The following is a 23,593-nucleotide window of genomic DNA, read 5'->3' as shown; positions in this document are numbered from 1 at the left end:
TATTAGCAATTAATAATCTTTCATATGGAAACCTTTACATCAAAAAATACGATTGTCATATTAATTAAATAGTATTACTATTAATAACATCACAATTTTTCGTTTTTCGAAATAATTGTGAAAAAACACAAAGAGAAGGTGTATTTATGTCCCAAATGCTAGCATTAGTTATTGTTGTCTTTATCCTTTTAGTTGGGGATTGGGTCGCCATTAGAACAAAGGCATGGATACCGTCTATGTTCATTAGTGCTGTCCTATTCCTTATTGGATATTGGACCTTTTTCCCACAAGATATTGTCTCCATCGCTGGTATCCCATCTGCAGTAGCCACGATGCTAATGTATTTGTTAATTACCAACATGGGTACACTTCTTTCCTTACAAGAACTGAAAGCCCAATGGAAAACGATTCTTATTGCTATATCCGGAATTGTCGGAATTATCGTATTTTTACTCGGAATTGGTACTTTCATTTTTGGATTTAAAACCATGGTTGTCGCTATTCCCCCATTAATTGGTGGTTTAGTATCCGCAATTATCATGTCTGATGGAGCTAGTGCTGCGGGACTTACTTCTTTAGCTGTATTTGCCATCGTCATCTATGTCATGCAAGGCTTTGCAGGATATCCAATTACATCCATTATGCTAAAGAAGGAAGGAAAAAGACTCCTTCAACAATATAGAAATGGTGAATTAGCAGTAACTGAAAACGTACAAGCAGCTGATAAAACGACTGGATCAAACGAATCTAGTCTGAAACTATTTAAAAATCTACCTGATAAATACAACACAGAATTCTTTAAATTCTTTAGATTGATTATCGTAGCATTCCTAGCATACTTTGTTTCAACACTAGTAGAACCTGTTGTGTCCATTAGTCCATTTGTCCTTTGCTTACTATTCGGTATTATTGGGAAAAGTATTGGCTTTTTGGAAAAACAAGTATTGCAAAAGGCAAACGGATTTGGCTTTGCCATCATGGCTCTGATGCTTTTCATTTTTGACGGATTAAAGCAAGCAACACCAAGTATGATGGCGGAAATTATTCTTCCGCTGCTCGGTTCTATCATTATTGGGGTTGTTGGGATGTACATTTTCTCCTTTATTGCTGGTAAGCTCTTAAAGGTAAGCAAAGAAATGGCCTTTGCTGTTTCGTTAACGGCACTCTATGGATTCCCTGCGGACTACATTATTACAAATGAAGTTATCAACTCGCTAACGAAAGATGAAAAAGAAAAAGAAGTTCTAACAAGCCACATGCTACCACCGATGCTCGTTGGAGGATTTATCACCGTTACAATTGTATCGGTAGTACTAGCCGGCATTTTCGTAAGCTTCTTGTAAATAGATGGAGGAGAGATTAACATGAACAATCTACAAGCTCGTATTGAAGCACATATCGAAACCTTAAGTAATTTCACAGCAACCCCTGGCCAAGGAACAACTAGACTCACATATAGTCAGGAGGACAAACAAGCTCGGGAATATATAAAAGAAAAGATGAAGGAATACGGATTACAGGTTCATGAAGATGGGTTAGGTAACATTTTTGGAAAACTTGAAGGAACGTTAAAAGATGCACCAAGTGTTCTAATTGGTTCCCATTTTGATTCGGTTCCGCATGGCGGATCCTATGATGGGCCTGCAGGAGTAGTAGCCGGACTTGAGGTAGCTGCTTTGTTTAAAGAAAAAGGCGTTAAACCTAAATATCCCCTAGAAGTGATCGCCCTTATTGAGGAAGAAGGTGCTAGATTTAGTGGTGGATTAATGGGCTCCAGAGGAATCACTGGTTTACTTAGTGAAGAGGAATTTTTTAAGCTAACGGATTCTAATGGGATCACTACAGTAGATGCAATGACTGAAATCGGCCTTAATCCATCACTTCCGAAAAAGAGAGATCCAAAAACAATCAAAGCTTTCTTAGAATTGCATATTGAACAAGGGCCTATATTAGAAGATAAGAAAATCCCGATCGGGGTAGTCAAAACAATCGTCGGTCTAACTCAATTTGAAATCACAGTAGAAGGTCAGGCAGGACATGCAGGGACAACTCCAATGAATCGCCGGGCTGATGCTTTAGTAAAAGCAGCACAGATTATCAGCCAATTACCTGCTCTGGCAATCGCAGAAGGTGATGGTACCGTGGTAACTACCGGAAAACTAAATGTATTTCCAAACGGTTCTAATGTCATCCCGAAAAAGACCGTCTTCACCGTAGATATACGTTCTGGTAAAGAAGAGCATATCCAAAATGTAATTCGTAAAATGAACAATCTAATTGAATCCAATAAGGAGGATGGAATTCAAATTACGATTACCCAACAATTATATATGGAGCCTAAAGTAATGAATCCGACCATTGTTAATCTATTAAAACAAACTAGCGGTAATTTAGAGATTCCGTATTGTTCCATTAATAGCGGAGCTGGTCATGATGCAATGGTACTTGCAGAAGTGACCGATGTGGGTATGCTATTCATTCCTAGTAAAAATGGACTTAGCCATACCCCGGAAGAATGGTCTGACTCCTTGGATATTACTAGAGCGGTTGAAATTCTATTTGAAACTGCCAAGAAATTAACGGAGGCAGAGGATCATGATTAATGAAACGATAAAAAAAGGCATTTTACAATACAGGGAAGAATTAACTGCCCTTCGTAGGAAACTTCATAGCGAACCTGAACTTTCTTGGGAAGAATACAATACAACCAATTTTGTTTGTGATTACCTCGGTCAATTAGGAATTTCCTATCGTAGAACAGAGCCAACTGGTGTAATTGCTACTATTCATGGGGGAAAACCAGGAAAAACCGTAGCATTAAGAGGTGATATGGACGCCCTTTCTGTTGAAGAATTAAATCAAGCTTTACCATATGCTTCTAAGTACCCCGGAAAAATGCACGCCTGCGGCCATGACGCCCATACTGCTATGCTATTGATTGCAGCTAAGGTGTTAAATGAAAGAAAAGCCGACCTGCCCGGCAATGTACGGTTATTATTCCAACCAGCTGAGGAAGTAGCAGAAGGAGCGAAAGCATTCGTTAAGCAGGGGGCTGTCGATGATGTAGACAATGTCTTTGGCATTCACATATGGTCGCAAATGCCGACAGGGACAGTATCCTGTACAGCAGGACCTTCCTTTGCCTCTGCTGATTTATTTAAAGTAACCTTCAAAGGGAAAGGTGGACACGGAGCACTTCCTCATGCCTGTGTCGATACAGCTATTGTAGCCTCTTCCTTTGTCATGAATGTGCAAAGCATTGTATCAAGAACGATCGATACACAGCAACCAGCTGTAGTGACCATCGGAAAAATGGATGTCGGTACCCGCTTCAATGTCATTGCCGAAAATGCCGTAATCGAGGGAACCGTTCGATGCTTTGATCCCGAAGTACGGGACCATATCGAAAGCCAGCTCCAGCACTATGCAGATCAGGTAGCCGCTTTATATGGGGCGACCGCAAAACTAGAATACACCCGAGGAACACAAGCCGTTATTAATGATGAGGAAAGTGCTAAGCTGGCACAAAACATCGTACATGAAGCTTTTGGAGAAAACGCATTGTATCACGAAAAGCCAACCATGGGTGGCGAAGATTTCAGCGATTATTTTAAAAAGGCACCTGGTTGCTTCGCACTTGTCGGTAGTGGTAATCCAGAAAAAGATACCGAATGGGCGCATCATCATGGAAAATTCAATATCGACGAGGACGCTCTTGTCGTAGGGGCAGAGCTTTATGCTCAGTATGCATGGGGATATTTAAATAAATAGTAATGCATAGCATACATCACACGGTCAGTTCACCTGAAATGAGGTAGGGCTGACCTGTTTTTTTGGTAGATTGAAAGGAAGTGTGTATTAAAACTTACACTATTCATTTGACAACCCCATTTTATCTGGTCTTGCTTTTAGGTTTGGATAGTTTAATACTACTATTAATCAATTCTCTCCACTCCCTCTCGACTTTGAATAATTAACTGCTTTTATTAATCAATATCTCTAATATCCCAGATTGTTTTAATCGATTGAACACTTCTATCAATCATTCCGCCTACTCCACAAACAGTTTTTAATCAAACGACTATTTAAATCCTTACTCGCATCCCCTTCCTACTAGATTCATATGCCCCTAATGCAACCTCTAATGCTTTCAGTCCATCATCCCCAGTGATAAACGGCTCCCGACCAGTTTCAACACATGCCACAAAATCTTTGATTAAGGCTAAATCCATATCACTACCATATAAAACATAGGTTAGTGGTTTACGATCATTTGTATATAGACGGAAATATTCCCCAAAGGCATCCGCACTCACTGTCTGTTTAGTACCAATAACTTCGATTGTTGCATCTCCCCATATCGGATATTCACGAAGTCTTGACCAGCTTGCATCATGTGAGGCGATGACACCATTTTCAAACTCCAATGTAAGTAAACCCGCATCATCCATATTAATGTTATTAAAATACGTATCTACTAACGCATTAACCTCTACCACTTCCTTCCCTAGGAACCAGCGCATAATATCAATCATATGTACGGTATGGTCTAATACCGCTCCCCCTCCACTTAACGCGTTATCAATAAACCATCCCCCTGGATTTTGACCACGATTTGTGGTGCGAAAAGCCACAATATCACCTAGTACTCCTGCATCAATTAGCTCCTTTAAATGAATGATAGGTTCACTAAATCGTACAGGAAAAGCTATTTGCAATATAACGCCATTCTCCTCGCATACTTTTATCATCTCTTTTGCATCATCTAGATTCGTAGCAATTGGTTTTTCACATAAAATATGCTTCCCGCAAGCCGCTGCCTTTAGCACCATCTCTTTATGACGTACATTTTCACTACAAATAATGACAGCCTCCATATCGAGTGCAAGGAAGGCATCTTGATCGATATAATGCATTGTCTTATAGTTAGCGGCTACCTCCTTCCCACGAGAGATATTATCATCCCATATCCCGACTAGTTCTACATTTTTTAAACTTCTAAGGCAGTCTGCATAACGAAAGGCATGCATATGAGCAAAACTCATGATTCCTATTTTCATGATTCCTATCCCCCCATTTCAATCTGCTTCTGATAAGTATTAAATGTCCCTATCACTAACTCGTACTTCTTGGAGTGAGTTAAAATAGAATCTATCCGATACGAAAGAGGTAACTTATTCCCCCCAGGTTTCAATGATGTTCGTTCATCACTATGAAATTCTATCATCTTCAAAGCACCACTCCATTCTATTTGAATAGATTCATCACCAGAGAATGTATATTCAATATGAGCGATTACCTTTTTATATTGAACCATCAAAATAACATGATGTGGTACAACATCTTCATTGCTACGCTTCAATACAAGATTTCCTGGCTGACCAAAGATAGATTCCAGTACACATAAATCACTCGTAATAATAGCACTGTTTACTGCTTCATCTACCACTCGCCTAAATCGAAACACACCAGAAGGACTTCCATCCTCTATTATTCTCGCTTTTATTTCTTGGAAAAATGGATATAAACTAAGCTCATGATAAATAAATGCTTGATCATTTACAATCGAATCTAGCAAGCTAGCTGGAACAAATACATCATGCTCTCCCAATTCGTCCCATGAAACGTCATGCCAATCCATTAATACTGCTTGATCACTAACGCCATCTAGCGAACGAACAACTTCTCTATCCAATTGAACCTTTTTTAAATTTGCTATAACAACTTTCACCATAAAAACTCCTCCTATCCCACATGAAAAGGAACAGGAAACCATCCTGTCCCAATTTAAGCCGCTTTCTGTTTCCGCTGCAACAGAACCGCAACGATGACAATGACACCTTTAAATGCTTCTCTTAAATAAGGTGGTACACCAAATAGATTTAATAAATTATTCATAACAGCAATAATCAGCATTCCATATACTGTCCCAAGAATAAACCCTCTTCCTCCAAGCATATTTGTGCCACCAACAACCGCTGCAGCAATTGCATCCATTTCCATCCCTCTCCCCGCATTAGAGAAGTCCATCGAACCGATACGAGATACTTGAATAATCGCAGCAATCGATACGAGAAGCCCCATTAGGCTATAAACACGAAGCTTCACCTTATTCACATTAACACCAGATAGCTTAGCTGCCCGTTCATTAGACCCAACCGCAATAATCTGCCGCCCGAATATAGTCCGCTTCGATACGTAATAGAGAATTGCCGCAATAATAATCCAATAAACAATTGGCATAATCATATAATTACCAATCTTAAAACTTGAAATCTGTAAAAATTCTGTTGGAACGGTTGTATTATATCCTTGGGCAAAATGCTGGGTAACACTTCGAAAAATCATCATCGCACCCAATGTAGCAATAAATGGCGGAACCATTCCCTTTGTAATGGTAACACCGATTAAAGTGCCTAATAAATAGCCAAAAGCCATCACGAGAACAACGGTTAGTATAATAGCCGGAACTCCAGTGATACCAACTGAACTAAGAATTCCCTGTGCCCCAGTATCTAATAAATACATAGCAAAAGCACCTGTAATAACTAAAGTAGAACCAACTGATAGATCAATTCCCCCTGTCATAATGACAAAGGTCATCCCTAACGCAACAATTCCAACACCTGCATTATTGCGTAGAATATTTATCCAGTTATTCGTCCAAGCTTGGAACCATTCACCGAAGGAATTATAGTCAAATCCAAGTGTCAATGTTTGTAATATAACCATAATAATAAGGGCAATAAGAATACTAAATAACGGATCGTTCTTCCATTTCCACTTAATCCATCTAATGAATGTTCTATTCTCTGTTATATCCCCTGTACTATCTACCTTAGGTTCCATTTCTGGTTTCATTTCGGATGTACCCCCTTTACTTCCTCAAGCTTCCCGCCTGTAGCCAGCCTCATAATGGTATGTTCATTCATTTCATCACCTGTGACTTCCCCTTGAATTACGCCATGATACATAACCAATGCTCGATCACATACACGAATAATCTCTTGTGCTTCACTAGATAAAACGATGACTGCAATATTTTCTTCCGCTAGTTTTAAAATAATATCGTAAATATCCTCCTTGGCCCCTACATCTACTCCTTGTGTCGGATTATCCAATATAAGAACCTTAGGATTGGCAGCGAGCCATTTCGACAGGACGACTTTCTGCTGATTCCCTCCTGAAAGGCTTGTAATACTATCGGTTAATTGGTCCATTTTAATCCTCAGATTATCTCGGTGGCCTTCAAACATTTGTTTATGTCTTGCTCGATTGATCACACCCCGCTTCGCAAACTTAGGCCACGTAACAATCGATGCATTTTCAAGAATATCCATATCCTTTATAATCGCGTTCTCCTTCCGATTTCTTGGAAGATAGGCAATTCCTTGTTTAATTGCTTGATATGTACTACGAATGGTTACTTCCTCTCCATTCAAAAATATTTTTCCTAACGTATACTGTTCAGCCCCAAAGATAGCTTGAAATAATTCACTTCGCCCATCACCAAGAAGACCTGTTACTCCTACTATTTCACCAGCATGTATCGAAAAGCTTATATCGCGAAAGTGGTGTTCCTCTGTTAAAGCTTCAATTCGCAACACCTCTTCCCCTATTTCTTCTTTATCCTTATCTCTTCTTAATGATTCTGTCCGCACATCAAAGCCAACCATAAAGCTAGCTAATTCGTTTTTCGTAACATTTTTTACAGTACCTTCAGATACCAATTTTCCATCTCTTAACACAACATAACGATTACAAATTTCCATTACTTCATTTAATTTATGAGATATAAAAATAATGCCAACACCGTGTTCTGCGAGTGTTCTCATCATCCCAAAGACTCTTTCAATTTCAGATTCTGTTAAGGATGTAGTAGGCTCATCCATGATAATAATAGAGGCATTCATCATCATAGCTCTGCAAATTTCAACGATTTGCTTATAAGACGCATCTAGCTCCCCTACCATCTTCCCAGGATCTAGATCCACATTCATTTTGTTAAACATCTCGTTTGTTCGGTCATACATCTGATTTAAGTCTAAACTTCCATGCTTCGTCCTTAATTCTCGCCCAAGAAACATATTTTCATAGACAGGTAAATCATTGATAAGATTTAATTCCTGATGAATAAAAGCAATTCCCGCTTCCATAGAATCGACAGGCGAATGGAATGCTATCTCCTCGCCATCCACCAGTATAGTTCCTGCATCCATCGGAATAATACCACCAAGGATATTCATCAACGTCGACTTACCAGCCCCATTCTCACCAAGCAATGCACAAATCTCTCCCCCCTTTAACGAGAAGGAAACATCCTTCAACACATCATTACTTCCGAAGGATTTAACTATATTTTTCATCTCAATTCTCATGCCATCACTTCCAAGTAATTTTATAAAAAAAGCTATAAAAAGAAACTATGAAATAAAAGTCTTCATTTATCCGGTCTAGCTTTTTCATACCAAGTAAGAAAATGGACCAATTAGAAAGAAGAGGATGGAAGTGTGCTAAATGAAATGCAAAATCCAAATTTATACCCCAACTCCGGAAAATATATCGTTACCACTGAAAATAATGCATGGTGATCCTTACCAGTCGATAGTCCAATATATATCCGATAACTATTACGAATACTAACTTAAGCGTTAGGGTTTTCCTTTCATCTACCTGCTGCTTTCCAGCCTCTTCTTGTTCACTTATTTCATCACGTTAGATAAATTAAATCCCAAATCGCAAGTGTACCAGACAACATTTTAATAAGGAGACACTGCATCCAGAAACTCTTCATAATTATCCCGATCTACTACAGTAGTAGGAATAATTGTCTCCTTCTCTACATCCTCACCCTTTAATATCTTAACTGCTGTATCCACTGCATCCTGAACCATCGCCGGGCTATAAAGCGCAGATTGAATCCAAATGTCCTCATTCTCTGGCATCATGTTAAAATACTCTTGCATGCCACCACCACCTGTTACTACTTGGATATCCGATCTACCAGCCTCATCAATTGCCTGTAATACACCAATCGAAGTCTCATCATCTAACGAGAACACGGCATCAATATGATTTAAGCTTGTTAGAATATCAGCAAAATCCTTCAAACCATCTTCTCTCGTAAATTGTGTCGCATACGTATGCAGGTTTATATCTGGTGCAATCTCTTCGATAGTGTCCAGAAATCCTCCTGTTCTTAGTTCAGATACAGAACCAGATGAAGGCACTTCTAGAATAACAACTTCACCTTCCGTTCCAATCTTATCTACAATATAGTTAGCACCTTGCACACCCATATCATAGTTATCACCTGCAACACGATAGACATCATCCACATCAATGACGATATCGAAATTCACTACTTTTATTCCTTCATCTAATGCACGTTGAATCGGAACTTCCATTCCTTCCCATTGTGGGAAAGCTACTATTGCCTCAGCTCCCCATGTAATAAGATCATCTAATTGGGAAGTCATTTCTGATGCGTCACTACTCGTATAAATTTGATACTCTATTTCATCAGATAATTCTTTCGCACGATTTTCTGCATGATAAGCTACAGCCGCTACCCAACCGTGTGTAACAGCAGGTGCAAGAATACCGACTTTGTACTTATCGCCAGTACCCTCATCCCCTGACGTATTGTCAGCTCCACAGGCAGCAAGCACTGGCACTATGACTAGCACAAGTAAAATAAACACCTTCACAAACTTTCTCATTTCCTAACCCCCTAAAATATAGTAAAAATAATGAAACCAATGTTTATCAAACCTTTACTACTTGATTCGTCTTCAGTGATGTCTCTACTGCCTCTAGAAGCCTTATGACATATAAAACATCTGCTAACGGAACAATGCTATTTACTTGATTATTTTCTATGCAATCTATAAAATAACGAAGCTCTGCTTGGAACGCATTTTCTTGTTGAATTAGGATATCTGTTTTACTTCCTTCATCATAAACAGTAAAGTTGCTTCCTTTAATCTGATCAATATTCTCTGAAGCCTTCAGTTCGAAATCGATTGTTTGCTTGCTCCCTTGAATGCGAAAAGCCATTGTAAATGGGTAACCTTCTGGCATTCGATGAGACGCTTCGATAAATGCCTTTGCTCCACCTTTAAAAGAAAGCGTTGTCATTATATGATTCCATGCACCAAACGGATTCTGTGTTCCTACTGCGTACACGCTGTCAACTTCGCCAAGCAAGTAATAAACGAAATCGATATCATGTAAATGTAAATCGTATAAAGCGCCACCACTTTTTTCTGGATGTTGGAACCATGTACTCCATGAAGGCAATTGCCCTAGACGCCTAGCGTGAACAATCTCCACATGATCTACATACTTTTTTCCCTGATAATCCTTAATTGTTTGATACTCAGGCCAAAATCTCAGCACCTGCCCAACAAATAATCGCACACCATGTTGTTGAACTTCCTCATAAATGCGATCTGCACTGGCCTTTGTGAGAGTTAGTGGTTTCTCACAAATAATATGCTTCTTTGCTTGTGCTGCTTTTATGATAAACTCTTCATGTAAATACGTAGGCACGCATAAATCTATCACATCGATAGATTCATCATTTAATAACGCATCGTAATCTGAAACGAAAGGAATTGATGAGCACGCTTTCGCATCATGTTTATGTTTTGTACAAATAGCGGCAACCTTTACATTCTCCATTTGCCGATAAGCCTCAAGATGACTTTTTCCAATAAACCCTAGTCCTACAAGGGCTACTCTCTTCATTGCCTTCACTCTTTCAATCTAGTTTTTTTGATGACTGATGAAGGATTTTTATTCTGTATGTAATCCATTACAATAGTAAGGGAATTTTATCCTTGAAGTATTTTTTCAATTACCTTCAATGATGCAATCGCCTCTCGACTCGTAACAGGGGAAGCTTTCTCATTTACAATACAATCAATGAATGCATCAATGACACCCGTACTAGTTTGATTATCATTGGTTTGTAGCTGCTCCATTTCATATTTCACAACCGTTCCATCACGCATTTCTACAATCAGCTGTGCATTGGGGTCGTGATAGAGTTTAATTATTCCTTTTTGACAGTAAATCGTTGTGGAATTATCCTCTACTCCATAATAGGTCCAAGAAAAAGTGGCCGTCCCAAGCCTACCTTGTTTCGTTTTTAGCGCACAAACAACATTATCTGGAACCTCGATAGGATTTCCATTCTCATCTACTTTATCAAGTGAACCGGAAAAGGATTTTACATCTACAATTTCATCATCAAGTAGCCAATGAATGAGGTCAATCTTATGAATCCCTAAATCACCTGCAACCCCAGAATAGGAACGATCCTTTTGGAAAAACCAGGTTGCATTCGATTTCGTAACGCCCCAGCTTTCTGGCCCCTCATGTCCGAAGGTAGTTTTAAATGTTAAGACCTCACCCAATTCTTTATTGGCAATGATTTCTTTTGCTTTTATATGTGCCTTAGTAAACCGTTGATTATGATCAAGCATGAGGATTTTTCCTGACGTTTTCTCTGCTTCGACAATTTCTTCTGCATGTGCCACACTTATAGCTAGTGGCTTTTCACACAATACATGCTTGCCCTGCAAAAGCGCTTTAGTGGTATGAATGTGATGGGCTTCATTAGAGGAGCAATCACTAATAGCAACGATGGAAGGATCATTTAACAGCTCCTCTAAACTCGTTGCAACCCGCCCGCCAAACGCTAAAGCAAGACTCTCTGCACGCTCGATATTTCGATCATAAAAAACAATCTCCTCCACATGTGGATTCGCTTTATATTCTGGAGCATGTCGGAACCTTGTAATAGATCCGCATCCGATGATACCTACATTAAACCCCATCAGCAAAACCTCCCTCTTTGGTGAAAATCACTGGTACTATCCCATCGTGGATTCACGAATAATTAATTCATGATCCAATACGATATTTTCCACCCGCTCCCCCTTCATACTATTCAACAGCATATCTGCTGCCGTACAGCCCATGTTATACATTGGCTGGGATACCGTTGTTAGAGTCGGGTTCGTCATACTTGAAAAACTAATATTATCAAAACCGACAACTGCAATTGGCTCCATCGCTCTCAATTCCATATTGATTGCCTTCAATGCGCCTATAGCCAATGTATCAGAAACCGCAAACACTGCAGTCGGTTTTTCTTCTTGTTGAAGTATCATGCGCATCGCATGAACACCATGCTGAAAATCTAATCCCTTCGTATGATATATCCATTCCTCACGAATTGGTAAACTAAATTCCTTTAACGCTCGCTCGAATCCTGCACGTCGTTGTCGAGCATAGAGAAATTTTTCATCCGAATTGATTAGCGCAATCTTTTCATTGCCAAGCTGAATTAAATGCTTTACCGCTTGATAAGCAGCTAGCTCACTATCAACGGTCACATATGGAATACAACCACCCTCTTCATATTCACTACAAAGGATGACGGGATGGCTTTCCGCTAATTCTTTTAGTTTTTTCATATTGATGGTTGGATCCATCGAAATTACACCATCAGCAAGCTTGTTCTTTACCATATTAAAGTAAATATTTTCTCGCTCTGGTCTTGAATCTGTTTCACATAACAGAATATTATACCCTTTAGCAATCACCGTATCTTGAATGCCGTTAATAATTTCGGAATAAAATGGATTAGAGAAGGTCGGTAATAATACTAAGATAAGACGACTCTCTGAATTTCGTAAATTCCTTCCTAGCATGCTCGGTTGATAATTTAATTCTTTGATCGCGCTCTCCACTTTACTTCTAGTTTTTGGTGATACGGTAGGTGCATTATTTAATACCCTGGACACCGTTGCAACAGAAACACCTGCCCGCTCGGCGATTTGATGTATATTTGCCATGATGATTCCTACTTTCAGTTCATTCTAAATGTAATCGATTACAATTTGATTGTAGAGTTATAAGAATTGTTTGTCAATAATGAATTGACTATTTTTTTATAAAATTATATTGATTTTGATTACTTTTATGTATAATGAATGTAACGGATTACATTTTTAGGAGGTTTTTTACATGAAGTTAGGCGTCTTTACCGTACTATTTTCCGATAAAAGTCTTGAAGATATGTTAGATTATGTTGTCGCAAAAGGAATCGAAGCAGTCGAGTTAGGTACAGGTGGGTACCCAGGAAATGCTCACTGCTCATTAGATGAACTACTAGATGACCAAGAGAAGCAAGCGGATTTTCTAAATAAGATTAATGATCGCGGATTGATTGTAAGCGCTTTAAGTTGTCATGGTAACCCACTTCACCCACAAAAACAGATCGCAAAAGAAGCAGATGAAACACTGACAAAAACAATTAAACTAGCTAGCCAACTAGGTATTCCAGTAGTCAATACCTTCTCAGGCTGTCCAGGGGACCATGAAGATGCAAAATACCCAAACTGGCCAGTAGCACCGTGGCCAAATGACTTTCAAGAAATTTTAACGTGGCAATGGGAACAAAAGCTCATTCCTTATTGGAAGGAAAAAGCAGCCTTTGCCGAGAAGCATCATGTAAAAATTGGTCTTGAACTCCACGGGGGATTTTCTGTACATACACCTGCAACACTATTACGACTACGAGAAGCATGTGGACCGGCCATTGGAGCAAATCTGGACCCAAGTCATATGTGGTGGCAAGGCATTGACCCAATTGAGGCCATTAAAATACTTGGTAGGGAAAATGCTATTCATCACTTCCATGCCAAGGATACGATTATCGACCAACCGAATACGAACAAAAATGGCTTAACCGATATGACCCCCTATTCTGACATGCAAAATCGTGCATGGTATTTTCGTACAGTAGGATTCGGTCATGACGGAAAAGAATGGGCTGATATGATTAGCACACTTCGCCTTTACAGCTATGATTACGTTGTAAGTATTGAACACGAAGACGGACTAATGTCGATAGAAGAAGGCTTCACAAAAGCCATCCAAACCTTAAAAGCCGTTATGGTGAAAGAGTCTATTGAAGATATGTGGTGGACGTAATATCGTACTAACAACCTTTTCATTAACAATGAGAACAGCCTACTAGTCCCATGAAGTCATGGGGAAACCGGTGGGCTGTTTGGTGAGCTTACAGTAGTTTTAAAAATCTCTACGCTGCTCTTTCCTTTAATAAATCTTCTATGGTTCGAAAAATGCCAAAGCCATCCGCCGTACACACATACTAAACCAAACATAAAAAGACACCAACTGCCGTAGTGGTGTGAGCAGTTCGTGTCCTTTTATCTTAAGTAGGGGGTATATATCATAAACCAGAAAACAACTAATGAAGAGTAATCCTTACTACAATTTATATTATAAATACCATTTATTAGTAGAATATAAATCCTCTGTAAACTCTTTGTTAACTATTACAATTTAGTAGATCTACTAGACGGAACTAAAATAAACTCTTGGTCATCATGGATTTTCTATACATGGATAGGTTTCATATCAAGCAAAGTAATATGTATTCAAACACTACTATGAATTTTTATGAAGCACATTCAAATTGAGTGATTTTTTTCACTTCATGTATAATGGAGAAGGGGGCTTCACATGAATGTCACATTTAACATCGCAGGAGATCAATCCATTCTAGTTACTTTCTCTCGACAACATATTCGTAATGAAACTAGTAAATCCGTTCGAAAACTTGCAGAGCTCGTTGAACAAAAAAAGGTAGTAGGAATGGAAGAGGTAATTCTAGGTTATTCCAGCCTACTCGTTCACTATAATCCAATGAAAATTACCTATGAGTCCATGCTTCAAATACTGAAAGAGCTCCTTCAGCAAATCGACTTATCCAAAAGAGAACAGACTAACCAAGTTGAAATTCCTGTCTTATACGGCGGAGCGCTTGGTCCTGATTTAGCTGACGTAGCGCATTACCATAATTTATCTGAAGAAGAAGTGATTCGAATTCACACCACTCCTAGCTATACTGTAAACTTCTTAGGATTTACACCAGGGTTCCCATTTTTAAGTGGCTTATCTAGTAAAATCGCAACTCCTAGACTAGCAAACCCACGGGCACGGATTCATGCAGGGAGTGTTGGGATTGCCAACAACCAAACCGGTATCTATCCAGTAATTAGTCCAGGAGGTTGGCGATTAATCGGCCATACGCCAATAACTTTATATGACCCACAACGGAATAATCCTTTTTTACTCTCACCTGGTGACAGGGTTACATTTAAAGCAATTACAAAGGAAGAACATGATCAACTCATTCGCCAACAGCAAGGTGGTGATTCCTATATTTGAAGTATTGAAACCCGGTCTTCTCACGACCATACAAGATTTAGGTAGAAAAGGCTATCAAAAATATGGTCTCGCAGTCTCCGGCGCAGCGGATTCCTATGCACATCGAATAGCAAATCTTCTCGTTGGAAATAGAGAACAGGAGGCAACAATAGAAACAACGTTAGTCGGCTTACAATTAAAGGTACTGAATAATATGGTCATCGCCATCACCGGTGGTAATCTACAACCCGAAGTAAACAATCACCCCGCCCCGATGTGGACTTCATTCCCTATTCAAGCAGGCGATATACTGAAATTTAATGGAAGTTTATCCGGATGCCGTGCATATATTGCTGTGGCTGGAGGGATTAACGCAGAAATGGTAATGGGCAGTAGAGCGACTGATATAATTGGCGGAATAGGCGGGATAGAAGGAAGAGCCTTAAGAAAAGGCGATATCATTGAAACCTATCCCCGAATTTCTAACTGTCCTTTTAGAAGAAGATTACTGCCAAGCCTAATTCCGGAATATCCTAACCATATCAAGATTCGCGTTGTACTTGGCCCTCAAGATGATGCATTTACTATGAGGGGGATCAATACGTTTCTCTCCTCTGAATATACAGTATCAATAGCTTCAGATCGGATGGCCTGTCGTTTGGAAGGACCAGCTATCGAGCACAGGAACGGTGCTGATATTGTTTCAGAAGGATTATTCCAAGGAGCCATACAAGTTCCACAAAATCGCCAACCCATCCTTTTCCAAGTAGGTAGGCAAAGTGTAGGCGGCTACACGAAAATTGCCGGAGTCATCAAGGCAGATTTTCCTAAGGTAGCACAGCTTAGACCTAAGGACTCGATTACGTTTGAATGTGTTACGCTAACGGAAGCACACGCGATACTTCGTGAACAAGAAAAACTGTTCCAACAATTAAAAGCAGGCCAGTACTAAAAAGGAGGTTTACCATGCAAAGAAGACAGATTGATCTAAACTGTGACATGGGAGAAGGCTTTGGTGCCTATCAATTAGGAAATGATGATGACGTAATTAAGCTCGTATCCTCTGTAAACATCGCCTGTGGATACCATGGTGGTGACCCGGATGTAATGGACCATACCGTTGCAATGGCAAATAAATATAATGTTGGTATCGGAGCACATCCTGGATTTCCAAATCTACTCGGATTTGGCCGTTGGAACATGGATATACCGTCTAAGACACTAACTAATCTGATTATCTATCAAATTGGCGCACTTGATATTTTTTGCCGAAAGCATGGCGTAACCATGCAGCATGTAAAGCCACATGGCAACTTAAATAATATGGCCGATACTGATACAATGATTGCGACATCTATCGTTGATGCCGTCCAATCTATTAATCCTAAGCTTCCTATATATGTTAAGCCAAACTCAGAATTAGAAAAAGTAGCCAACGAAAAGGGACAGCCTATCGTATTAGAGTTATTTGCGGATAGAGCCTATAATAAGGATCTAACGTTAGTACCAAGATGCCAGGTAGGAGCGGTAATAACAGACCCACATCAAGTTGCCATGAATGTGTTAAAAATGGTGACTGAGAACTATATTACGACTATTACTGGTGAGAAAATAGCAGTAGAAGGACAAACAATTTGTGTGCATGGTGATACACCATCTGCTGTGGAGATGATTCGCGTGATCCGGGAAAAGTTGGAAGAGAATCAGATAATGATTGCTTCTTCTAACTACTGAAAAATTCAACTTAATAGCCCGTTTCTATGAGTATTCAAGATTTTTATAATATCGTAAGGTTATACATATACAGCTAAATTATGAAATGCATAAGGATGATTAGTTAGTTGGATAATAATAACACCTTACATTCAACAAAAACAGCTATGAAATCCTCAATCTTTACCTTGTAGGATTCCATAGCTACTTTTACTTACCACACTAAAACTCGTCCAATACTTCTCCAGTATCGCCATCAATTATTTTACCTTCAACTAATTTTTCGCTTTGCGCATTAATAGTTAAAATGGCCTTCTGATTGTCATCATTACCCAACTGAATTTCCCATAATTCCGCTCCTAGCTGATTCTCATTTATAGGAATGAATTGGGCTGAGATAACTTCTTCAAATTCAGCAGGTGCGAATTCTTTTGCCTTTTCAATTGCCTTGTCTCGATTCATTGGTTGATTTAAAAGTAAGCCCACAATTAAGATGACGGATAGCACCGCAACTAACGTCCATGGACCTCGGTTATTCGTTTCTTTTTCCAATCTATACCCCTCAAATTTTCAGTTTATTTTATATTCTTTATTCTACCACACTTTGTTGTAGTGTTTAAAATCAAGTGTAGGTAATACTAAAAAATCCAAATTGAAGCCAGTAGCTGTCATATCGGTTTAGATAGTGAAACTCATTTAAGTCATTTTCTATTCGATTATATGGTATAATTATAATAAACGGAATTTTGCGTATTTTTAACTCGTAGCAATACAGGATACTTTATGGAAAGGATGCGGACAAGTGAAAAAGTGGGTCACCCTTATAGTAATTGTCATCATTGTAATAGCCGCTGCGCAATTATTACTTCCCGAGATTGACTCTGCGACAACTTTTCAATCTGATGAAGATACCATATTAGGTAATGATTCAACCATAATTACGGGACATACAGAAAGTCAAGCGACCTCAGCAGCAAAGGCATTTTCAAAAGATGATGCGTTATATCGTTCTATCTCCCCAGAACAAGATATGGAAAACGAATCTTTCCTCCCCATTAAACTCAGGGATTCTGGAATAAATGTCAAAGAGATACAAATTCTACTTCAAAAATTTGGCTACGACATTCTTGCAGACGGTAATTTTAATCCCCAAACAAAAAAAGCTGTGAAAAGCTTTCAGTCCCACGTACAACTCGAACCTAATGGAATAGTGGATGAGACTACCTACAACAAACTACAATCCTTGGAACCTAGCAATTTAGCGGCAGCTGAAGAAAAAAACAGATTAGAAGAAAAGAAGAAAAAAGAAGCGAAAGCACAAGAAGTATATATTCCAGTTCCTACCATCATGCAAAAACCAGAGTTACCAAATGGCTGCGAGATAACCACCTTAACAAGTGTACTAAACTATTATGGTTATCAGGTATCCAAAACGAACATGGCAGATAACTATTTACCAAAGAAGCCTTTTACATATGAAGGAGAAAAGCGCTTTGGACCGAATCCATACGAATATTATGTTGGGGATCCTCGGGAACAGCCTGGTGGATGGTATAGTTATGCCCCACCTATTGTAACCGCTGCGAATACATACTTAAGTGAACAAGGAAGTAATAAAAAAGCATACAATATAACAGGAAGCAGTAAGGAAGCAATTATCGATTATCTTCATAAAGGAATTCCTGTTGTCATGTGGGTAACATTAGATTTAAGTGCACCTAAGATTAATTCTCATTGGTACTTTCAAGATTCTGGAGAGTATTATGCCGCGACTACTAATTTACATGTGGTAGTTTTATACGGAAAAATCGGTGATCAAGTTCATGTGATGGACCCACTACAAGGACAGGTCACATATAATGCGGATGTATTTTTTAATAGTTATTTTGAAATGGGTAAGCATGCATTAATCGTACATTAAAATTGTCCAAAGTGAATCTATTCTTTATCTTTCATCATACTAAAGAAAGGACACACTTATAAAAATTGAGTTATTTTACAAATACCAGAGGCTGGGACAAAACTAAAACAAAGGTAATGAAGAACGAACCATCACCACATTAACCCCGGAAATATACGGAGACTCCTGTGGGAGGAAAGGCATCGGTAAGACCCCTGGGGAGCGTTAGCACTTAGGAGGCTCACCAGCCGCCCAACGGTAAAGAAGACACTGCAATGGTCTTTTCGAGCAGATGTGCACTTATGCTGTGATAAAGTGTAAAGAAGACACTGCGAGGTCATTTCGAGCAGATATCGCCCCTGTACTGAAAGCAACCGCAAATATATTTCCGGGGTGGGGTTGATGCGCTAACTTTAATGTTCGGTTTATCCTATGTTAGAAATAGTTTTCCCATCCACTTTTTATACCTAATAAATCATCCTCCCGTAAACGTTAATAAATTTATCTCAGGAGAATTGAACAATCGAAAGTTCAAAAACGAAACCGCATTACTACTCCCTAACCCCGTACTTACATAGTGCTTTGTGTTATAGTACTCCCATAATCTCCTTACACGATCCTGTGGTGGGAAAAAACCAGAACGATACCAGGATTCTGGAACAAATACGGCACCCAGGATGGGAACTCGAATTTGACCACCATGATAATGTCCAGAGATGATTAGATCAAAGTTCTGCCAAGATAAAAGTGTACTATCAATGATTTCATCTACCCGTTCATCTACTACTGGAAAATGATTTAGTGCAATGAGTAAATCGGATTCAGACTTCCTTTCTAACGCTTTATGTAACCCAAACAATAATTTTTTTTGATAGGCGACATACTCCCAACTCCTGCCATATGACTCGTCAGGATAATACGCAATCCTACCAATTGTTTCAGATGAAATTTCATTTAAAATATAAATAGCTAGCATGCATAGTCCTAAAATGAAAAAGATACGACTTAATTTCCTCCATATTCTCTTCACTTTATACTCTCCTCGGCGAGAAAAGGATGTCCCCCGCTTTCCATCTATTATTTAGGTGAGAGATGGCCCTAATCCATTAATCCAATTCCCCATCATTACTTGAAACCTCTTGCCTCCATTTTAAAAACTCAATGATGGGTCGTAGCTCTTTTATCTTTTCTTTTTCAATTCGTAATTCCCTTAGTTCATCAATAAAATCCATCCACTCTATATCCAATTCAACATTACCTGATGTCTTTACACCAACCAATGTTTGAATATCAACTTGTAAAGCTTTCGAAATCCTATCTAATACTTGGATAGAAGGATTTTCATTGAGATTTCGTTCCATATTACTTAAATAAGACTTAGATATTCCTGCTTTTTCAGCTAACTCGGATAGACTGAGTCCCCTAATTTCTCTAACTTTTTTAAGATTTTCACCAATCATGTACCATTACCTCTTTTTCATCGGCTTTGCTATCCCCTATGCCATAACCGTTTGGGTTACGCTTTTTCCACCTCCATGTATCCCTACACATTGCCATGATATCCCGCTTTGCCTCCCAGCCTAACTTCTCCCGTGCCTTGGATACATCTGCATAGCAAATTGCTACGTCACCTATTCGCCTCGATACAACTTTGTACGGAATTATTTTGTTCGATACTTCCTCAAACGCCTTTACCATTTCTAATACTGAGTACCCTTTACCAGTTCCTAGGTTATACGTATCAAAGCCTATTGATTCCATTACTTTCTTGAGCGCGTGTAGATGTCCCTTAGCTAGATCGACTACATGGATATAATCCCTTACTCCTGTACCATCCTTTGTCGGATAATCATTTCCATAGATAAAAAGCGTCGGTAAATTACCGACCGCAACATTTGCTATATAAGGAACTAAGTTATTCGGTACACCTAGAGGATCTTCTCCTATACGTCCACTTTCATGGGCACCCACTGGGTTAAAGTAACGTAAAACACGAATGCTCCAAGATGGATCGGATTGTGCTATTCCATGCAAAATCCCTTCAATCATTTGCTTCGTGTAACCATATGGATTACTAGCACCTACAGGATGTTCTTCTGTAATGGGAGCTTGTTGAGCAGTGGGTGCATAAACCGTTGCAGATGAACTGAACACTAACCTTTTAATCTGATTACGCTGCATCACTTCACAGAGATTAATCGTCCCTGCAATATTATTCGCATAATACTTTAATGGTGTTGAGGTAGATTCGCTAACGGATTTATAACCAGCTAAATGAATAACAGCATCAATGCGTTCCATTGAAAATACCTGTGCTAGCCGATTCTTATCCATTAAATCCAGTTTATATATTTTAAGTAACTTACCAGTCATCCTTTTCACTCTTCTAAGTGCTTCTGGATTACTGTTTGAAAAATTATCAATAACGACCACATCATATCCAGCATAAAGTAATTCTACGCAAAGATGTGTTCCTATATAGCCAGCACCACCTGTCACTAATATAGCCAATAGATCCCCCTCCTTTAAACTTACGGTACATGTTTCATCTCGGGAACAACCTCTCGGTGGGGATGAACTCCCTCGACTTTGTCCACCCTTTTTGCCTTAACTAAAATATAGCTATAAACAATCACATAGGTGAAAAATTGGATAATAGATGAAAGGAGCACCACATACACCGCTCCAATTATCCCATAATTCGGGATAAGCAACGCCCCAATAATCACGCTACTAATAATCCAAAGCAGGGTGAGATAAGGTTGAATCTTAAAATATCTTGCAGAATCAACAGCAGCGTCTAGAAACATTAGTGGATACAAGAAGACTCCAGCTACCATAACTAGAACAAACTCCTCCTTATAGCTAGTGTATTCTGCCGAATAGAGCATCGTTAGAATCCACTCTCCTAGAAAGTAGGCTAGTAGTACTCCAACAATACCAATGCCAACACCAACGACTACTAATTTAATCATAAAACGATTGAATGCTTTCAACGCTTTTTGCTCAAATAAATTGGATAAAATCGGAATGCTTGGTTGCCTTAAAGCATTAACAAACCGATTCCCGGCAAATAATAAATAAAGAAGTGCGCCAAAAAAACCAAGCACTTCTTTCCCTAAGAAATATTCCACAAAGTATAAGGGTAAATTTGTATTTAATGTCGCGAGAAGTGTAACAATTCCTAATGGAAATCCAATTGTTAGTAGTGATTTCATAATCGGGACTTTAAACTTGGGTTTCATGGAGATATAGCGCTTCAATACGACTCGATCAAATAAAAAAAGGATGGAAAACCAAGTGATTACTTGACCGATAAGTGCCATTGCTAAGTTCCCAGTGAAGAATAAAAGAAGAAAAAAAATCAACAAAGTCAATGTTCCTTTTATAATATGAGAAATGGAAATAAAGTCCATCCGCTCATATCGTTGCAATTGCCCATGTATGATATCACTAATCGATTCCGAGACTTTTGCCAGCCCAATGATGATAATAATACACATCGTCAGCAAAGTATAATTGAACAAGATAGCTAATAAACAGATTGTCAGGATAGCAAATAACAAGGAAATCATTCTTGTTCCTAAATAATGACTAAATTCAACACTATGCTTCACATCCGTTACTAGGATAACGCGTAAATCCATTTCGAAAAAAAATATAATAGGTGCCGTGATCGCTAATCCTAGCATATATATTCCCATTAATTCTGGTGTCCCTAACTTCGCAAGAATAATAAGCATAAACCATTGTGACAAAGAATAATAAATATTCCCAACCACCGTCCATGACATGTTCTTCCATAAAGGTAATTTTTCAATTATCACGACTTTTCTCCTTATGCCCCATTATATTTTTTACACTTTAATGTGAATAGGTACTATGTTTGTTTACTGTTTCTTGCGTAATATATTCTGGACGATGTTTAGCTTTTAATTTATATAGAAAAGCAGCACATTTCCCAAACATCGTAATTCCATATACGCTTGTTAACACATCTACTATTTGGCCACCAAACTCCATTTTAAATTGATTAATCTTTTGGTGTGGTATATCCTTTTCATTCGTTGATATGCCACCAAAGTTATACCATGTTAATCCTTTTGCCTTTGCTAATTTGATGTCTTGCCAATGCAAGAGTCGATTTGCTCTACCAATCATATTTCTTATTTGAGAGTTTTCAAATCTTGCCGAAGCAGAATAAAGCAAACAGCTATAATTATTTACGATATAGTGAATATGTGCACAAAGAAGTCTATCTTTCTCATCGGTTACATAAGAGTAAATAATAGCTTGTCGATCACGAAAAGATTTTAATCTCTCCAAATTGGCAGCTTGAATTTGCTTGTGCTTTGCAAAACTATTAAAAAAGGTTACAAATTGTTGAAGCTGTACGTCACTAGGGGAGTCTGTTACATAACACTGAATAGGGTCACGCTTTTCTGCTCGATTAATCTTATATCTTGTATTTTTGTGAATATCGGCAAAGATCTCCTCCTCTTCCCTATTTAAATGTATAAGCGATGTTTTACCGAGTAAATATACGAAAGCTTTATCATCTGAATTCCATTCTAAGTTGCTTCCAGGGAAGATAACATTTGTCGTGATTACCGTATCAGAAGGCTGACACTCTTTTATATTTGTTACTTCAAACGCATTCACCATCTTTAATAATCCTCTTTTATATAAAACCTGTAACATGCCATTCATCCTTTCTACCCGAGTGTA

The 23,593-nt window shown here is 38.7% G+C and carries 22 protein-coding genes; 8 read left to right on the top strand and 14 right to left on the bottom strand.

What is annotated here, in order from left to right; translation table 11 throughout:
- Nucleotides 1-146: 146 nt before the first annotated feature.
- The 3 genes from ACSKT4_RS17505 to ACSKT4_RS17495 are packed head-to-tail and all read left to right on the top strand — an operon-like array spanning nt 147 to nt 3,771.
- Nucleotides 147-1,343, top strand: a complete 1,197-nt coding sequence (locus ACSKT4_RS17505) for a hypothetical protein (protein ID WP_186870726.1) — start codon at nt 147-149, stop codon at nt 1,341-1,343.
- A 21-nt stretch (nt 1,344-1,364) separates the two neighbouring features.
- Complete coding sequence (locus ACSKT4_RS17500) at nt 1,365-2,603, top strand: Zn-dependent hydrolase (RefSeq protein ID WP_186870725.1); 1,239 nt, start codon at nt 1,365-1,367, stop codon at nt 2,601-2,603.
- Nucleotides 2,596-3,771, top strand: a complete 1,176-nt coding sequence (locus tag ACSKT4_RS17495; RefSeq protein WP_186870724.1) for an amidohydrolase — start codon at nt 2,596-2,598, stop codon at nt 3,769-3,771. The genes ACSKT4_RS17500 and ACSKT4_RS17495 overlap by 8 nt, the downstream gene beginning before the upstream one ends.
- A gap of 314 nt (nt 3,772-4,085) precedes the next feature.
- Here ACSKT4_RS17495 and ACSKT4_RS17490 read toward each other — a convergent pair whose 3' ends face one another.
- The 8 genes from ACSKT4_RS17490 to ACSKT4_RS17455 form a co-directional block, all read right to left on the bottom strand.
- Nucleotides 4,086-5,060, bottom strand: coding sequence for a Gfo/Idh/MocA family protein (locus ACSKT4_RS17490; RefSeq protein ID WP_186870723.1), 975 nt, complete (start codon nt 5,058-5,060; stop codon nt 4,086-4,088).
- A 5-nt stretch (nt 5,061-5,065) separates the two neighbouring features.
- Nucleotides 5,066-5,734 carry a hypothetical protein gene (locus ACSKT4_RS17485; RefSeq protein WP_186870722.1) on the bottom strand — a complete coding sequence of 223 codons (669 nt, stop codon included), beginning with the start codon at nt 5,732-5,734 and terminating at the stop codon, nt 5,066-5,068.
- Nucleotides 5,735-5,787: 53 nt separating this feature from the next.
- Nucleotides 5,788-6,861: an ABC transporter permease gene (locus ACSKT4_RS17480; RefSeq protein WP_186870721.1), complete on the bottom strand. Its 1,074-nt coding sequence runs from the start codon at nt 6,859-6,861 to the stop codon at nt 5,788-5,790.
- Nucleotides 6,858-8,378 carry a sugar ABC transporter ATP-binding protein gene (locus ACSKT4_RS17475; protein WP_186870720.1) on the bottom strand — a complete coding sequence of 507 codons (1,521 nt, stop codon included), beginning with the start codon at nt 8,376-8,378 and terminating at the stop codon, nt 6,858-6,860. Before ACSKT4_RS17475 ends, ACSKT4_RS17480 begins: the two co-directional genes overlap by 4 nt.
- 381 nt (nt 8,379-8,759) lie before the next feature.
- A complete protein-coding gene (locus ACSKT4_RS17470) occupies nt 8,760-9,722 on the bottom strand; it encodes an ABC transporter substrate-binding protein (RefSeq protein ID WP_186870719.1) in 963 nt (320 codons plus the stop codon).
- A gap of 46 nt (nt 9,723-9,768) precedes the next feature.
- Entirely contained in the window at nt 9,769-10,752 is a 984-nt protein-coding gene (locus ACSKT4_RS17465; protein ID WP_211742546.1) for a Gfo/Idh/MocA family protein, read from the bottom strand.
- An 86-nt stretch (nt 10,753-10,838) separates the two neighbouring features.
- Nucleotides 10,839-11,846, bottom strand: coding sequence for a Gfo/Idh/MocA family protein (locus tag ACSKT4_RS17460; RefSeq protein WP_186870717.1), 1,008 nt, complete (start codon nt 11,844-11,846; stop codon nt 10,839-10,841).
- Nucleotides 11,847-11,882: 36 nt separating this feature from the next.
- Complete coding sequence (locus tag ACSKT4_RS17455; protein ID WP_186870716.1) at nt 11,883-12,869, bottom strand: LacI family DNA-binding transcriptional regulator; 987 nt, start codon at nt 12,867-12,869, stop codon at nt 11,883-11,885.
- A 172-nt stretch (nt 12,870-13,041) separates the two neighbouring features.
- Here ACSKT4_RS17455 and ACSKT4_RS17450 point away from each other — a divergent pair, with 172 nt between their 5' ends.
- From ACSKT4_RS17450 to ACSKT4_RS17435, 4 genes are all read left to right on the top strand, one after another.
- Nucleotides 13,042-14,010 (top strand): sugar phosphate isomerase/epimerase family protein, encoded by a 969-nt coding sequence (locus ACSKT4_RS17450; RefSeq protein WP_186870715.1) that lies wholly within the window; start codon nt 13,042-13,044, stop codon nt 14,008-14,010.
- A gap of 555 nt (nt 14,011-14,565) precedes the next feature.
- Complete coding sequence (gene pxpB, locus ACSKT4_RS17445; RefSeq protein WP_186870714.1) at nt 14,566-15,273, top strand: 5-oxoprolinase subunit PxpB; 708 nt, start codon at nt 14,566-14,568, stop codon at nt 15,271-15,273.
- Entirely contained in the window at nt 15,254-16,204 is a 951-nt protein-coding gene (locus tag ACSKT4_RS17440; RefSeq protein ID WP_465823702.1) for a 5-oxoprolinase subunit C family protein, read from the top strand. Before pxpB ends, ACSKT4_RS17440 begins: the two co-directional genes overlap by 20 nt.
- Before the next feature lie 14 nt (nt 16,205-16,218).
- Nucleotides 16,219-16,986: a LamB/YcsF family protein gene (locus ACSKT4_RS17435; protein ID WP_465823701.1), complete on the top strand. Its 768-nt coding sequence runs from the start codon at nt 16,219-16,221 to the stop codon at nt 16,984-16,986.
- A gap of 201 nt (nt 16,987-17,187) precedes the next feature.
- Here ACSKT4_RS17435 and ACSKT4_RS17430 read toward each other — a convergent pair whose 3' ends face one another.
- A complete protein-coding gene (locus ACSKT4_RS17430; protein WP_186870711.1) occupies nt 17,188-17,517 on the bottom strand; it encodes a hypothetical protein in 330 nt (109 codons plus the stop codon).
- A gap of 250 nt (nt 17,518-17,767) precedes the next feature.
- On the opposite strand from ACSKT4_RS17430, the gene ACSKT4_RS17425 reads away from it, so the two are divergent.
- On the top strand, nt 17,768-18,886 hold the full coding sequence (locus ACSKT4_RS17425) for a C39 family peptidase (RefSeq protein ID WP_186870710.1): 1,119 nt from the start codon (nt 17,768-17,770) through the stop codon (nt 18,884-18,886).
- A gap of 454 nt (nt 18,887-19,340) precedes the next feature.
- On the opposite strand, the gene ACSKT4_RS17420 is transcribed toward ACSKT4_RS17425, so the two are convergent.
- The 5 genes from ACSKT4_RS17420 to ACSKT4_RS17400 form a co-directional block, all read right to left on the bottom strand.
- On the bottom strand, nt 19,341-19,895 hold the full coding sequence (locus tag ACSKT4_RS17420) for a metallophosphoesterase (RefSeq protein ID WP_186870709.1): 555 nt from the start codon (nt 19,893-19,895) through the stop codon (nt 19,341-19,343).
- Between the two features lie 76 nt (nt 19,896-19,971).
- Nucleotides 19,972-20,325: a helix-turn-helix domain-containing protein gene (locus tag ACSKT4_RS17415; protein ID WP_465823700.1), complete on the bottom strand. Its 354-nt coding sequence runs from the start codon at nt 20,323-20,325 to the stop codon at nt 19,972-19,974.
- On the bottom strand, nt 20,315-21,376 hold the full coding sequence (gene galE, locus ACSKT4_RS17410; RefSeq protein WP_186870707.1) for a UDP-glucose 4-epimerase GalE: 1,062 nt from the start codon (nt 21,374-21,376) through the stop codon (nt 20,315-20,317). Before galE ends, ACSKT4_RS17415 begins: the two co-directional genes overlap by 11 nt.
- Nucleotides 21,377-21,396: 20 nt before the next feature.
- Complete coding sequence (locus ACSKT4_RS17405; RefSeq protein ID WP_465823699.1) at nt 21,397-22,692, bottom strand: oligosaccharide flippase family protein; 1,296 nt, start codon at nt 22,690-22,692, stop codon at nt 21,397-21,399.
- 37 nt (nt 22,693-22,729) lie between these two features.
- Nucleotides 22,730-23,566, bottom strand: a complete 837-nt coding sequence (locus ACSKT4_RS17400) for a peptidoglycan bridge formation glycyltransferase FemA/FemB family protein (protein ID WP_186870705.1) — start codon at nt 23,564-23,566, stop codon at nt 22,730-22,732.
- Nucleotides 23,567-23,593: the final 27 nt, after the last annotated feature.

This window comes from Ornithinibacillus liuyingii (assembly GCF_055550225.1).
The sequence above is the reverse complement of the archived record's forward strand: the minus strand, read 5'-3'. Positions and strand labels throughout refer to the sequence as shown.

Excerpts from the sequence above, each read along its gene's own strand:
- ACSKT4_RS17505 (WP_186870726.1), top strand. The coding sequence starts at position 147 with ATGTCCCAAATGCTAGCATTAGTTATTGTTGTCTTTATCCTTTTAGTT.
- ACSKT4_RS17500 (WP_186870725.1), top strand. The coding sequence starts at position 1,365 with ATGAACAATCTACAAGCTCGTATTGAAGCACATATCGAAACCTTAAGT.
- ACSKT4_RS17495 (WP_186870724.1), top strand. The coding sequence starts at position 2,596 with ATGATTAATGAAACGATAAAAAAAGGCATTTTACAATACAGGGAAGAA.
- ACSKT4_RS17490 (WP_186870723.1), bottom strand. The coding sequence starts at position 5,060 with ATGAAAATAGGAATCATGAGTTTTGCTCATATGCATGCCTTTCGTTAT.
- ACSKT4_RS17485 (WP_186870722.1), bottom strand. The coding sequence starts at position 5,734 with ATGGTGAAAGTTGTTATAGCAAATTTAAAAAAGGTTCAATTGGATAGA.
- ACSKT4_RS17480 (WP_186870721.1), bottom strand. The coding sequence starts at position 6,861 with ATGAAACCAGAAATGGAACCTAAGGTAGATAGTACAGGGGATATAACA.
- ACSKT4_RS17475 (WP_186870720.1), bottom strand. The coding sequence starts at position 8,378 with ATGAGAATTGAGATGAAAAATATAGTTAAATCCTTCGGAAGTAATGAT.
- ACSKT4_RS17470 (WP_186870719.1), bottom strand. The coding sequence starts at position 9,722 with ATGAGAAAGTTTGTGAAGGTGTTTATTTTACTTGTGCTAGTCATAGTG.
- ACSKT4_RS17465 (WP_211742546.1), bottom strand. The coding sequence starts at position 10,752 with ATGAAGAGAGTAGCCCTTGTAGGACTAGGGTTTATTGGAAAAAGTCAT.
- ACSKT4_RS17460 (WP_186870717.1), bottom strand. The coding sequence starts at position 11,846 with ATGGGGTTTAATGTAGGTATCATCGGATGCGGATCTATTACAAGGTTC.
- ACSKT4_RS17455 (WP_186870716.1), bottom strand. The coding sequence starts at position 12,869 with ATGGCAAATATACATCAAATCGCCGAGCGGGCAGGTGTTTCTGTTGCA.
- ACSKT4_RS17450 (WP_186870715.1), top strand. The coding sequence starts at position 13,042 with ATGAAGTTAGGCGTCTTTACCGTACTATTTTCCGATAAAAGTCTTGAA.
- pxpB (WP_186870714.1), top strand. The coding sequence starts at position 14,566 with ATGAATGTCACATTTAACATCGCAGGAGATCAATCCATTCTAGTTACT.
- ACSKT4_RS17435 (WP_465823701.1), top strand. The coding sequence starts at position 16,219 with ATGCAAAGAAGACAGATTGATCTAAACTGTGACATGGGAGAAGGCTTT.
- ACSKT4_RS17415 (WP_465823700.1), bottom strand. The coding sequence starts at position 20,325 with ATGATTGGTGAAAATCTTAAAAAAGTTAGAGAAATTAGGGGACTCAGT.
- ACSKT4_RS17400 (WP_186870705.1), bottom strand. The coding sequence starts at position 23,566 with ATGTTACAGGTTTTATATAAAAGAGGATTATTAAAGATGGTGAATGCG.